This window comes from Neobacillus kokaensis (assembly GCF_014656545.1).
Lineage (GTDB): Bacteria > Bacillota > Bacilli > Bacillales > Cytobacillaceae > Neobacillus > Neobacillus kokaensis.
Genome location: NZ_BNDS01000007.1, coordinates 130,217 through 144,631 on the forward strand (window position 1 = coordinate 130,217; position 14,415 = coordinate 144,631).

Genomic DNA, 14,415 nt, shown 5'->3' on the forward strand with positions numbered 1-14,415 from the left:
TTTTTTTAATCTATTTTTAAAATATGTGCTCCGTCAAAGAAAAATAAATATCTCTCCGCCACTTTTCGCCTCCAGATCTTTTCGATAGCCTTTGTGTATAGATTAATTTGCAGTTTATATCTATCCTCAAGAATCGGTTTAGCCTGATTAAAGCCGCCATTAAAGCGATCCGTAATACTATCTGATTTATAGTCAATCAGGACAAGTCCATCCTCGTCCTCAAGTATGCAGTCGATAATCCCCTGAACAAAAACAGACTCATCCGCATCCCGCCAATCGTGATACACTTCATTGGCCATTAAAGATAGTGTAAATGGTACCTCACGATGGACATTTGATGCCTGGAAATATCTTTGTCCCAATTCTGTTCTGAAAAATTGTGCTATTAAATTAGCATCAATCACTTCAGCTTGCTCATCGGTTAATAATTCATGATGTATCATTGTTTGAATTTGATCAGAAATCGATTGGGAACTTACAGGTTTTGTTAAATCTACATGCTGCATCACCATATGCATGGCTGTTCCTCGTTCAGCCGGGCTTAAAGCCTTCTCCTGCATAAATTTTGGACGTTTCAGAATCGGCTTCTTAAATCTTTGAATAAAGTCAGTACCGCTTTGCTCATCCGCGATTTCCCGCTGTCTTTTTATTTCTGATACCGACTGCTTTGAACGATGAGTCGCTGCATTTTGAAAGGAATATTGCCAGGAAAGCCTTGCAGTAATTTCATCGGTAAAAGGTGAAGTTACTAGAACCTCTTTTTCATCTTCCACCAATTGCATAAAGTCATCGGCATTAAGTTCGGGTGCTGATTCCTCATTCGTAATATCATCAGCACTTATTATTGAAATCTTCCAAGAGGAAGGGTGCTTTATTATATCTTCCGGTACAAGAGGATTTATTTCTCCAAAGGCTCTTAATACCTCACAGTCTTGATGCCTTACAAGTGCCGGACCAATCCAATCTAGATAACTGGCAGCGGCTGCCCGGCTGTAGTCCTTTAGCAGCCATCTAGGATGATCGACTACGTCATTCCACTGATCCAATGCTTTCGTGGCATCTTTAAGTGTCGCTGTCAAATAAAGCTTTTCCTTTGCCCTTGTCATTGCCACATACAAGACGCGCATTTCTTCGGCGAGAAGTTCCATTTTCTTTTTCCGTTTGAAAGCAATTTGCGGCAAGGATGGATAAGACAACCGCTTTTCGGCATTTACGTACTTAGCAGCAAAGCCATACTCTTTGTCCAGCATAAACGCCTTTTTCATATCTGTCGTGTTGAAATTTCGGGCCATTCCCGCCATGAAAACAACTGGAAACTCTAACCCTTTACTGCTATGAATCGTCATTATACGGACGACATCCTCCTGCTCTCCAAGGGCACGTGCTGCACCAAGGTCATCTCCCCGGTCAATCATGCGTTCCACAAAACGTAAAAAGCGGAACAAACCACGGAAAGATGTTTGTTCATAAGCTCTCGCCCTGTCATAAAGGGCACGTAAGTTAGCCTGCCGCTGTTTTCCGCCTGGGAGACCACCAACAAAATCATAAAATTTAGTATCACGGTACAGCTGCCAAATCAACTCAGAAAGTGCCCCCTGCCGTGCCATTGTGCGCCAATCATTTAATGAATCATAAAAATGACGCATTTTTCCATAAAATACTTCCTCAGATTCATTTTTTCGATTTTGACAAAAAGCAGTAACGGCCTCCCAAAATGAGCCGCGCTTTTGATGAATACGAACCTTTGCTAGTTCTTCCTCATTTAATCCAACAATCGGTGAACGTAATACAGAAGCTAATGGAATATCCTGGAAAGGATTATCGATTACTCTTAAAAGGGACAGCATTACCGCAACCTCAGTAGCTTGAAAATAGCCGGTAGATATATCGGCATAGATTGGTATCCCTTGCTGCTTAAACTCTTCCATAATTTGCGGTGCCCAAGTAAATGAGCGAAGTAAAATCACGATATCACGGTACATCAGCGGCTTATAAGACTGCAGTTTTGGATTATAAACGGACGTTCCGTTTGCGACCAATTCCTTAATTTTTGCAGCAATAAACCTTGCCTCAAGCTGGGACTGCTCAAGATCTGCCTGATCAAACACATCTGCTTCTTCCTCGTTTTCTGGTTCCGAGTCCGCAGCTTCCTCTATGTTTTCCTTTTTTTGATCAATTAGAATTAGTTCTACCGGGAATGGATTGTCTTCTGGATATGGCGCGCCGTTACGTAATTCAGCCGCCTCGTCATATTCGATTTCGCCAACCTTAACGCCCATGATTTGTTTAAATAAGTAATTAACCCCATCGAGAACTTCTTTGCGGCTCCGGAAATTCCGTGCTAAATCAATTCTTAAACCAGTTGAATCCCCATCTATTTGAAAACGATTATATTTTGATAAAAATAAATTCGGTTCCGCTAATCGAAAGCGATAAATAGATTGCTTGACGTCACCGACCATAAAGAGATTTCCTTCTGCCTCGCTCTCTTTTGCAATCAGCTTTAAAATGGTTTCTTGTACCATGTTCGTATCTTGGTATTCATCGACAAATACCTCTTTAAATTGGCGTCTGTACGAAAGGGCTGCATCAGAAGGTATAAACTCCCCTTCTGATGAGATTTCTCCGGTTAAAATATCCAGGCAATAATGCTCCAAATCAGCATAATCTACAAGCCCTTTGTCTTTCTTAGCTTTTTCAAACCGTTTTGAGAACTTCTTCACTAGATTCGTAAGAGTCTCTATTAGCGGATACATCTCTTCCATATCCCGCAGGAAGCTTTCTGGCTTTCGGGTGAAAAGTTCTGTTTGAATGGCTTGTATCTTTTTCTTCGCCTTATCGCGCAGCTTTTGCGCCTTTGCTGTCAGTTCCTCATCATACTCACCTTTTTTCAGCCTTTTGGCAGTGGAGAATGACACGTTTTGCAGTGCCTGGTAAAGTGTATCCCATGAGTCTTCTTTTGCTTTTATCAAGGTATCGATAATGTGCAGATCATCTAAGAAATTTTCCGCCCTCGGTGCTGGTCCTTCTGGCAGCTTGGTTATTTCTAAGCCTTTAACGATCATTTCTTTGGCTGCTTCGAGCTGCAATTCAATGTCAAAAAAAAGTTCCTGTGTAAACGGAAGTTCTTCAATATGTTTGATTAATGAGACATCATACATCGACGCGATGGAATCCAAATAGATTTGCGGTCTTGGATTTGCCTGTGCAAAGTCATAGATAGACTGAACGATTGACTGAAGCGCTGCATCACTGCGGTCACTGGTAAATGAATCAACTAAATTAAAAAATGGTTCATTATCCTTTTTCCCGTATTCGTCCTCTAACAGTTCATCCATTACTTCATCTCGCATTAATTGTGCCTCTGTCACATCCGCAATTCGAAAACCGGGATCAACGTCAATTAGATAATAGAATTTCCGGATAACCTCCATACAAAAGGAATGGAGCGTGGAAATAGAGGCCTTATTCAATAAGCTTAGCTGCTTCCTTAAATGCCGTGAGTGCGGATCTATGTCAATTGCTTTTTCTAATGCCTCACCAATCCGGTGCCGCATTTCAGCTGCTGAGGCATTCGTAAACGTAACGACCAATAATTCATCGACATCAATTGGTTCTTTTTCCGAAATAATTTGTTGGATGATTCTTTCAACTAGGACTGCAGTTTTACCTGAACCGGCTGCTGCGGCAACAAGAATATCCTTGCCTGTTGCCATAATTGCCTTCCATTGGTCATCTGTCCATGTTACCCCTTCCGGCTTTTCCGGTATGATAATTTTACTCATTTATCGAAACCTCCTTTCGTATTCTTTCTAAAACATCATCCTTCGTATGCGGTGTGAGGATTCGAAAGCGGTTCGGTTCAATTGATTCATCAAATTGACATACCGATTTAAATGAACAAAATGTACAAGGAATTTTATCCTTCAATTTGAACGGTGAAATATTTGTCTCACCCTCAATTATCGCATTACCTGTCTTTTGGTAGACCCCGCGTACATACGTCTTAATGTCATCAAATTCATTCATGCTAGCAACCTTTGATTTTTTTGATATTTGTCCGTCTTTTTTAATTCCGGCAGCAATTATCTGTGAATCACCGGATTCAAGCGATTTGTCCATTAAGCGAAGCACTTCTGGATCACTGACCATTAAGCCGTTCATTTTAAATTTCTTCAAAATCTCCTGTTCAATATCCTCTATTGTCAGCACTTTCGTCGTGTTAATAAATGGATTATGAACATGAAAGTAAAGAACGCCTGCCGGATTCGCCTTCATTTCTACTAATTCCTTTGAATGGGTCATAACAATATCTAGGTAGGTAAGCATTTGCAGTGCCAACCCATAATATACTTCCGTTAAATTGACATCCTTTTCACTTGACTTATAGTCAATCACTCGTAAATAGATACTATTATCTTCAGCTCTTGCTTGGTCAACTCGATCAATTCTACCGGCTAATTCCATTCTCTTCCCATTTTTCAAAGAGAAGGCCAGCGGCGGAAGCTTACCGTTAGGGCCAAATCCCAATTCCAATCCTATTGGTGAAAAACCGCTTACTTTTGCATGGTCGCTAAGGACAAGTGAAGCCCTAGTGATAATTTGTTCGAGCTTCCGTCTAATATAATGGTGTCGTTCGGAACTTAATAGAATTTCATTTTGCAATCTTGGCGCTAATGTTTTCACAGCCTCTTTCGATAGATCTTCACATTGCTGTCTTGAAAGCTGGGCCCACGACAGCTTTTGTTCGTTGACAATATCAGCTATTTGCTTTAATGCCGCATGGAATAGTTCACCGATATCGGGAGCCTCAAGCCGAAATACCTGCCTTTCCCTTAGCTTCAGCCCATGCTGAGCGAAATGCGAAAACGCGCAGGAGTTATATAGTTCCATTCTTGAAACACTCGCTTGAATCGTTTCGCCATATAATTCATCTGCTGTTTCCCTTGAGAGTTTAACAGTCTGATTGGTATAAAACAGACTGGAAAATACTAATTGTGCCTGAGCTTTATCTGCACTTTTAAGATAATAGTTATAAACATCCCACCATAAATCTGAAATCGGATAGTTTCGCTTTTTCAATTGCAGCTGGGCATTCAAATAAGAGAGCGTTGTTGTCCTATTTGTCACAAAGAGAAGCTGCTCTGCCTCTGGTAATTCCCCTGGATCCGTCACATAAAAATGTTCAGGTGCATCAGGAAACATATCTTTCAATCTTTTAATATAGGAAGAAGGGATTAATGATTTTCCTTCCTCATTAGCAAGTGGACAGCTTACATAGAGCAATTCGGAAGGAGCGGTAAAGGCTTTATAGGCTAAAAAGTTTTCATCCAGCAGTCGAATCCGGCTGCTTGGAGCTAATTTGATTCCCTGTGACATTAACAATTCCCGGTCTTCATCGGATAGTATTCCATCCTCGGAAAACTTCGCCGGCAATACCCCCTCGTTGACACCTGCTACAAACACGACTTTGATTTGATTTAATCTTGATTTCTCCAAATCACCGATTAACACTTGGTCGAGTGCAGGAGGAATAAGGGAAAAATGCAATGATTCAAACCCTGCCTCAAGTATGTCCGCAAATGACTTTACTGTTACCTTGTCATCTCCTAATATTTCAACATATTGGTCCAGAAGGTCAATCACGGCATTCCAAACTTGTTCGTGTTCACGCGCTTTTACAAGATTCCCTTTTTCTTCTGCAGCCGCCTTCCAATTTTCAAGCTTGGCGGGGATATCTAATTCCTCTAAATATAAATAAATTGCTTCGCACAGCTTTCTGCCCGTATCAGCTCGTTTTAGACGCCTTGATAAGCGCAGCAGCGGTGCAGTTATCATCAGTTTTAATTCATTTAACTCCTGTTCCCATTCTATTTCTGCATCGGTCTGGTTCCTTACACCTAATTCCAACCCTCGTATGTTTCGATAAACCCAGCGGTCCTTTTTTGTCCACTTACTTCCATTAATTCCGTATGAAAGGACATAGTTTTCAAGCTTGTCCATTTTCTCACGCATTTTTCCAAGATTCTCCTGGATCGGAAAGATTAATTCACTTTTGGCCACCCTGAAAACCGGTTCATAGCGCCAATATGACTCAATCACTTCAAGGCTTGAGCGAATCAATTCAATTAGCGGATGGTTCAGCATCGTCCTTTTTTGATCGATAAAATAAGGAATTTGACAGTCGCTGAAAACCGGCTCAACAAGCTCATGATAATCCCCGCCATTTCTGATTAATAAGGCAATATCCCGATAACGATATCCTTTTGTTCGTACCAATTGATAAATTTCGCGGGCAATACCTTCAATTTCGGCGCGGCGATTTACCCCCTGACAAAGATGAATAGCGGTATCTCCTTGATAACTTTGAGCTGGACGCTCATCAAATGTCCCCTCCATGTGCCTTAAAGATGGATGATTCCATTTTTTTTGCTGATGCAAAACCACCGGCGGCTCCATTTCAATTTGTAAAACACTTGCTAGGTCAAATAGTGTACAGCAGGTCTCACCTGCAGAGCGAAATATATCCAATTCATCAGGGGCTTTATCGAACGATCTCTTGTCCGTCGTCATCGCAATTGACAGCCTTTTGCAATGCTTCGCCAACTCCTGAATAATTTGATATTCCTGCGGAGAGAAGCTATAAAACCCATCGATATAAATTTCTGCGTTATTTAGATATGCCGAATTCGATATTTTTTCCGCTAGGAGGCGAAAATAATCTTCAGAATCAACATATTTGCCAAAGATTTCATCTTCAAATTTTTGATAAATAATTTCTAAATCATGCAGTTTATCCTGTAAGCCTTTTGAGGAAAACTGGTTTAGTTCATTCACAAGCTCCTCTGGTCTGATACAATAACGCTTGAATTCTGTGACCATCTGCTCTAATTGCTTGATAAAACCATTCTTATCAACTGCCCGCTGAAAGAGTTTCAATTGCTCCTTCTCTTCATCAATGATTTTACGGATTAACATACTAATTCCAACACTGCTTAAATGTGTCCGGCTAATCCCGCCGGTTTCCTGTAAAATTCTCCATGCAAGCCGAGAAAAGCTATATACTTGAGCCCGAATCATGCCGCCAATTTCCTTGTCCGTTGCAAGGTGATATTCTGATTGAAACGTCATCTGCTCCGGTACGATATAAATAAGCGGCGGCCCTTCTGGATTTTCGACCAATTTAGCACGAATCTCATCTAGAAACATAGCAGTTTTGCCGCTTCCAGAGCGTCCAATCACCATTCTTATTGACATGCATAAACCTCACTTTCCATTCATCACTGTATCTTTCATTTTAACATATATAAGCACAAATGTTTGGATTCTTATCAAGCAGATTTTAGGCATAACTGGTAAAATAAACAAAAAAAAACACGATATTCATATCGTGCTATTCCCAACATTTAAAAATGTACGTCCATTTCGTTTAACGGCCAATAACGAAGGTCTACTTTCCCAACTACCTGACTTACAGAAATATAACCAAAATGACGACTATCCCAGCTCCCTAATCGATTATCGCCTAGAACAAATAATTTCCCCTCTGGGACCTTATCTTCACCCGTAATTTCTTTCAAACTGAAATCACCTGTCAGCTTCATGCCGGGTGATTCTTGCTTATATACACTTAAAAATGGCTCCTTATACTTATGACCGTTAACATATAACTGATCATCACGATATTCTAATTTATCACCAGGCAGTCCGATAATTCGTTTTACAAAATCTTCTTTCGCATTTGCGTGGAAAACAATAACATCGAAGCGCTGCAAATCACTGACTTGAAACCCGATCTTATTGACAACCAGCTTATTGCCATCCTGCAGTGTCGGCATCATAGACTCGCCTTCTACTATATAATTGGAAAAGAAAAAAGTTCGAATAAATGCAAAGATAATAATGCCGACAGCAAATGCTTTAACCCATTCCATTCCTTCCCTTTTCCATTTACCGTTCATTAAAGTCCCCTCCGTTTCTCCACCTCATTGTTTTGATCTGTTTTCCCATTATCGTCACTTACATAAGCTTTATTCAATTTTACTTCAATTCTTTTACCTACATACCAAAGACCAAAAATCACTGCCAAAACGATGGCTGTCCGATATGGCTGGGTAATTAATGCCCTGATGTCGTATCCAATAAAGCTTATCGTAAAAATCATTACCATTTTCCCAATACATACTGCCAGCATATATTGGGCACGGCTGATTTTTGAAAGACCGGCAACAATGTTCACTACTGCCGATGGTGTAAACGGGAAACATAGCAGCAAGAAAAGCGGACCGAAACCATGGCGGTCTACCCAATCCATTAGCTTACGAACTTGCGGATGCCGCGGCAAAAAAGCTAATAGTTTTGTTTGTCCCAAATGTCTGACCAAGGAAAAAACAAGCATGGCACCAACGCAAGCTCCAATCCAAGAGTATAAAAATCCCATCCATAGACCAAACGCATTGGCATTTGCCATTACAAAAACAAACAAAGGGAGAAACGGCAAAAAGGCTTCAACCATGGTCAGCAAAACACCCGGTACTGGCCCAAGGGTACGATAATCCTGTATTAGATTCATCATGTTGTCAATTGTAAACCAAGCTCTGATTGTTTCAAAATCCATCCGTTTTCTCCTCTTTTTACTCTATTTTAAAGATTTTACTGCGATTATTTTGTAATAAATTGGTGAAGAGCTTCTTTATTTTTTTCAACATCAATATCAAGCACAAGACCATCCTCTGGCACCCGTGGTTCGGTAAAGCTATTTTCAATTGGGATTCTTAACGTATCCACAGTACCTCGTTTTTCTGAAAGAAAGTCCTTTGCCATAAATAAAGCGTCAGAAGTTTTCATATTCGTATTGACATATGGAGTAACAACACCAATTAATTTTGGCAGTTTAGCAATTGTTTGAATGCCGCTTAATTGATCTTTTATAGCCTTAACTGTTTTTTGCTGACGTTCAACCCGTCCAAAATCACCGATCGCATCATGACGAAAGCGAACATAGCCAAGCAGTTCTTTACCATTTAATCTTTGTCTTCCTGGCTCAAGTGTAACACCAATATTTTTCTTCATTTCTTTTTCTACATCAATTTCTACCCCATTTGGAAAGGCTTCATCAATTAGCTGTACAAACCCTTGGAAATCAACTATTGCATAGTACTGCAGATCAATATCGAAATTTTGTTTAATGGTTTGTCTCATTAATTCCGGTCCTCCACGAGCAAAAGCAGAATTAATTTTATGCTTACCATGCCCTGGAATCTCTACGTAGCAATCCCTCATAATGGAAGTCAATTTAAACGTTCCTTTGTCTTCGTTAAAGTGAACAATCATGATGGTATCAGAACGAGACCTTTCTTTCCCTCTGGCATCACTGCCAAGCAGGAGAACATTAGTATCTCCATATTGATCCTTTTGTCCTTCAAAGCTGTATACCACTTTGGAAGGATCTTGATCCATCTTTTTTAATGATTGGTTTACTCCTTGTTTATACTGAAAATAGGAATAGCCAGCCCCTAAGCAAATAAGCAGTAAAAAACCAAGCAGAACGGACCGCCAGCGTCGTTTCCTTTTTCCTTGATGTCTTTCTGACCGCATTTGTATCACCTATCTGTCCAATTGTATTTTAATTTTACTATATATTTGACTAATTTTTGCTCTACAAGGTTTCTTTTTTTAATCATTTTCCCCTATTTAGTATCTATCTATTTAGGGAAATTTTCTCAATAAAAAATCCGCCTTAATAAGCGGAAGTAAATTGGAAAACATCTAAAACAAACGAAAGCAGTATTGCTTTTATTGTTTCTATTGTGTAAAATAAAACAGGAACACTAGTTCCTATTTTGAGGTGTAAATATGCCATGACACGAATTCCAGAAAATGACCGCGATATTATTGAGAAAGTCATTTATTTACCGATGGTATTAATTGTCTTAAACCGTGATTTATCTGTTGTCCAAAACAGTCCATTTAAATTAAAAAAACCTTATTTAGATTTAATTGAAGAAACAATGAAGAATGTTCAGAGGGAGTTGGCGGAAGCAAAACAATACATGAAAAAGAATAAGCTCAAAGTAATTGAAACAAAACGGGACGATGCCTTTACAACGTATTTGTTTATTTATAAAGGTTATGAAGAAAATCATAATTACTTTAATCCAAGGATTCGCAATAAGGTCCAAGAGCTAATGGAGACTTATTTTTTAAAAAAACACCTGTCCCGCTAAGTGATATGCCGTTATTTCCGATTCATTGAAAAACTATCATTCCCATATTCACTAAAGTTCTCAGATGCCTTCGATAATTTTGGACCATGTAAATAAAATGACTTTTTTTGATTACCTTCAATTCTTTGGAGTAACTTTGTTTTTAATAAGGCTGTACGTAACATCTGTGACTCAACTGTCCCATATGAAACTTGAAAGACATATGATTGTTTATTGCTAAAAGTAATAAGCGTTTGCTGTGGTCCAACACGGCGGAAACTTTCAACATGTTCATGAGATATCCATACACATTCAAGGGAATTCGGCGATGTTGTTGGGAAAAAGAAAAGATGATTTGCCGGCTCAATCACAATTGGTACTTTCCGGGTGTAACCAATTAATTCAGTAGTCCCTTTTTTCCTGCTTTCAAAGCTGACTCCGAAATAACTGCAGTTTTTTTTCATAAGGTCAATCGGTTTAAAGGGTGCTATGAACTCCTCATCGCCCTCCATTATCTTAGAAAAGATTTTCCCACCATATTGCACGGGCATAATACTCATGGTGCAAGAATTTATTTCATAGTATTCAATCTGCTTCATCCTTTTCAACTCCTTTTTCATACATTTTTTCCACCATATCTTACCACTTTTATTTCTTTATTTCTTCAAATTTTCTAATTGTTACTAAATTATTCACAAAATCTTTCAAAAAAATTACTTTTTGAAAATTTAAAAATATTGATGATAATATCTTAAAAACTCCATATAATTAAAAAAAGCAACAGAGGTGATTTTCATGAAGGAAAAGTCGTATGGCGAATTAATGAAAATTGCTGCTATGAAAAACAACCAGAGAAAGGAGAATTTTATCCAAGATTTATACATTGACATGCTCTTATCAGAAATCCAGCTAACAGTGGAAAAGGAAAAATTATTACGGAAAATTGACACGGCTATTGATCATCGGGACAAAAAATCATTTTTGCGGTTATCCGGACAGCTCAAGGAAATCAACAAACGTTTTGGAACTTAACAACTGCCCATAAAAAGGCTGAAGACAAATTAACACGTCTTCAGCCTTTTTATGGTATTATTCAATATTCCTCTGTTTAATTTCAAATTCTTCCAGTTTGGATATACGGTCAAGCATAGATGGATGGGTATATCGGAAAATTTTCACCAATAACGGCGGATTCACTTGACTTAATCCCGAACGAGTTAACTCCTGAAAGGATGTAATCGCAGCCTCAGGATTTTTCGTCATCTCGATCGCATAATGATCAGCTCGTGTTTCTTGATAGCGGGAAGCAAGATTCGTAAATGGGCTGGCTGTAAACAGTAGAAATGAAATTATCATAAAAAATAATGGTAATGATCGTATGTCCCTTACATCAGGAATTTTTAATTCCTTGCCGTACCTTCTTACAGCCCAATTCATTAACCGATATGTTAAATATAGGCCAAAGAGCGAAAGCAATAAATAGCCGCCAATTCCCCAATAAATATGTTTTTCCACATAATGGCACATCTCATGAGCCATTATAAATAAAATTTGGTTATCTGTTAGTTTATTCAAAGTCGTATCCCAAAGAACTATTCTTGCATTAGAACCAATCCCTGTTACATAGGCATTCATTGCATTGGTTTTTTCCGCCATGTCGACTTCAAATACATGCTTAGCTGGAATCTGCGCTTTATCTGCTATAGCTAATATTTTTGTTTCAAGCTGTTTGTCTTTCAGTGGATAAAAATCATTGTATAACGGATCGATAACGACAGGCTGAAGAAACATCATAAATAATGTAAATGGCACCGATAACAGCCAGCCATACAGCCACCAGCGTTTTTTACTTTTTTTCATCAGCCAGTATAATACTGGAACAATAATGAGCCATGTTCCGAAATTGATCCAAAAATCAATTAACTCATCCTTCATCCAGGCCGGAAAGCTTTGGGTTGAAATATGATACGTTTTTGACAAAGAATAACTGATATAGCTTAGCGGAAATGTAGCAATAAAAGCAAAAATTGATAACCAGAAAAGGTAAATAGCCGTATGAAGATATTTATATTTCGTTGAATGTTCCGCCCACCTTTTGAAGACCCTCGAAAATCCGAATAATAGAATGAGGAAGTAGAAAAGCCATTCAAATGGTGTACTTAAGAAAAACAATAGGTTTCTAAATTTCGAATATTCTTCGCTTAACATAAGTTCCCGACCATTTAAAAAAGTTGAAGGATCGGCTTTTGTTCCTTGATATTCAAATGGCAGCTTTGGTTCAGCAAATTGAAATAAATACCAATAAAAAAACAATCCATATAGGACATATGCCAAAACTGCATAGAACCCCATTTTTCGTACCATGATTTGTCCCCCCCTTTTGTACAACCTCTTTATACTTAGTTTAGTTAAAAAGACGAGATTTAGAACATAAAAAATGAGACCGACTCGTGCCAGCCTCATATAAGGTAGGAATATAATGTTAGAAAACAATGGAATGAAGAGTGCAACAATGACATTTGCTTCAGGCTAAACTACTCCTTACGTTAAAATAAAATCGAAAAAGGGAAGCCAAATGCCCGCCTTTCTTTAAATATGAGTGACTTGTTTTTTTAATGCCCGTCTTAGAATTTTTCCGGTAGTATTCTTTGGAAGTTCTTCCAAAAATTCAATTGAGGCTGGGACTTTGTATTTTGCTAAATATTTCTTACAATACTCCTGCAACTGTTCAGCAGTCAGTTCCGGGTTTTTAGTAACTGCATAGGCGCTGACGGCCTCTCCTTGATTTGGATCTGGAATCCCTAAAACTGCAGCCTCTACAACGTCCTTATGATTGTAAATGACCTCTTCTACCTCACGCGGATACACATTATATCCGCCTACTATAATTAAATCCTTTTTTCGATCGACAATATAAAAATAACCTTCTTTATCCATTCGCGCCAAATCACCGGTATAGAGCCAGCCGTCCTTAATCGTGGCAGCCGTTTCTTCCGGCATCTTATAATATCCCTTCATCACATTAGGTCCACGAACAATCAATTCGCCAACCTCGCCGATAGGAAGCTCTTCCCCAAGCTCATTGACAACTTTATTCTCTACGTGAAGAATCGATGTGCCAATTGAGCCGGGCTTCCGCGGACGGTCTAAAGGGTTAAAGCACGTAACCGGTGATGCCTCTGATAATCCATAGCCTTCAGAAATCAAGACATTAAATTTAGCTTCAAAATTCTGTAATAATGCGACTGGCATAGAAGCTCCTCCAGAAATACATAGGCGAAAATGTTTTAAATCCTCAGTATTCACCTCTGGATATTGAAAAAGGAAGTTGTACATTGTCGGTACTCCTGCAAAAACAGTGGCTTCGTATTGCTTTGCAAGACGAAAAATTTCTTTTGGACTAAACTTTGGAACAATCAAAATAGTAGCCCCGCTTAAGAGCGGTGCATTTAAAGCAACTGTCAAACAAAACACATGAAACATTGGCAAAGCCGTAATCACCCTGTCATCATGGTTGATTTTTAAGTAATCACCGATATCCTTTGCATTTCTGTATAAATTTTTATGTGTTAACATGGCTCCTTTTGGTTTTCCTGTTGTACCTGATGTATAAAGAATAAGTGCGGTATCATCATCTTGAAGCTCAGCACCTATGAAGCTTAAATCACCAGCAGCCACTACATCTGAAAACGATTTCATTTTTGGGTATATCGAAAACTCTTCAGCAAAACTTACAGCATTTTGTTCTGTTTTACAGATAATATAATGCTCCACTTTTGGCAGAAGATGATGTACTCTTTCAGCAAGCGGGATCATCAAATCAAGGCCGACCACTACTTTTACGTCGCCATTATTTAGAATATAGCCAATTTCATCTGCAGTATAAATCGGATTGACTGGGATAACGGTTGCCCCTAACCGAAGTGCCCCATATAAACTGACCACAAATTGCGGTGAGTTTCCTAACAATAATGCAATATGATCACCTTTTTTCACTCCTAATTTCTCAAGACCTGATGCAAATTTTGTGATGGCCTCATCCAATTCAGCATAAGTACAAAGTTTGTCTAAGAAGTAATAGGCTATTTTTCCAGCTGATGCCTTTGCTGTTTCGTGAAGCTGTGATGAAAGATTCATGAACTCGCTCCCCATTTATGAATGAATACTCACTCATTTATTTTTAAAAATTTTCTAAATATATTATATTGAA

The 14,415-nt window shown here is 38.8% G+C and carries 10 protein-coding genes; 2 read left to right on the forward strand and 8 right to left on the reverse strand.

Annotated elements, in window-relative coordinates; genetic code table 11:
- Positions 1-5: 5 nt before the first annotated feature.
- From addA to IE222_RS10390, 5 genes are all read right to left on the reverse strand, one after another.
- A complete protein-coding gene (gene addA / locus IE222_RS10370; RefSeq protein WP_191272458.1) occupies positions 6-3,785 on the reverse strand; it encodes a helicase-exonuclease AddAB subunit AddA in 3,780 nt (1,259 codons plus the stop codon).
- Positions 3,778-7,257: a helicase-exonuclease AddAB subunit AddB gene (addB, locus tag IE222_RS10375; protein WP_191272460.1), complete on the reverse strand. Its 3,480-nt coding sequence runs from the start codon at positions 7,255-7,257 to the stop codon at positions 3,778-3,780. Before addB ends, addA begins: the two co-directional genes overlap by 8 nt.
- A gap of 149 nt (positions 7,258-7,406) precedes the next feature.
- Positions 7,407-7,961, reverse strand: coding sequence for a signal peptidase I (lepB, locus tag IE222_RS10380; protein ID WP_191272462.1), 555 nt, complete (start codon positions 7,959-7,961; stop codon positions 7,407-7,409).
- Positions 7,961-8,617, reverse strand: a complete 657-nt coding sequence (locus IE222_RS10385) for a TVP38/TMEM64 family protein (RefSeq protein WP_191272465.1) — start codon at positions 8,615-8,617, stop codon at positions 7,961-7,963. The genes lepB and IE222_RS10385 overlap by 1 nt, the downstream gene beginning before the upstream one ends.
- A 44-nt stretch (positions 8,618-8,661) precedes the next feature.
- The gene (locus IE222_RS10390) at positions 8,662-9,597 is read right to left on the reverse strand and encodes an LCP family protein (RefSeq protein ID WP_191272467.1); all 936 of its coding nucleotides are present in this window, start codon (positions 9,595-9,597) and stop codon (positions 8,662-8,664) included.
- A 263-nt stretch (positions 9,598-9,860) separates the two neighbouring features.
- On the opposite strand from IE222_RS10390, the gene IE222_RS10395 reads away from it, so the two are divergent.
- Positions 9,861-10,226 carry a YhjD family protein gene (locus IE222_RS10395; RefSeq protein WP_191272469.1) on the forward strand — a complete coding sequence of 122 codons (366 nt, stop codon included), beginning with the start codon at positions 9,861-9,863 and terminating at the stop codon, positions 10,224-10,226.
- 11 nt (positions 10,227-10,237) lie between these two features.
- Here IE222_RS10395 and IE222_RS10400 read toward each other — a convergent pair whose 3' ends face one another.
- Positions 10,238-10,804 (reverse strand): competence protein ComK, encoded by a 567-nt coding sequence (locus IE222_RS10400; RefSeq protein WP_223282643.1) that lies wholly within the window; start codon positions 10,802-10,804, stop codon positions 10,238-10,240.
- 196 nt (positions 10,805-11,000) lie between these two features.
- On the opposite strand from IE222_RS10400, the gene IE222_RS10405 reads away from it, so the two are divergent.
- Positions 11,001-11,237 carry an IDEAL domain-containing protein gene (locus tag IE222_RS10405; protein WP_191272473.1) on the forward strand — a complete coding sequence of 79 codons (237 nt, stop codon included), beginning with the start codon at positions 11,001-11,003 and terminating at the stop codon, positions 11,235-11,237.
- 57 nt (positions 11,238-11,294) lie between these two features.
- Here IE222_RS10405 and IE222_RS10410 read toward each other — a convergent pair whose 3' ends face one another.
- Positions 11,295-12,569 (reverse strand): M48 family metallopeptidase, encoded by a 1,275-nt coding sequence (locus tag IE222_RS10410; RefSeq protein WP_191272475.1) that lies wholly within the window; start codon positions 12,567-12,569, stop codon positions 11,295-11,297.
- 225 nt (positions 12,570-12,794) lie between these two features.
- Positions 12,795-14,342 carry a fatty acid--CoA ligase family protein gene (locus IE222_RS10415; RefSeq protein WP_191272477.1) on the reverse strand — a complete coding sequence of 516 codons (1,548 nt, stop codon included), beginning with the start codon at positions 14,340-14,342 and terminating at the stop codon, positions 12,795-12,797.
- Between the last annotated feature and the right edge of the window lie 73 nt (positions 14,343-14,415).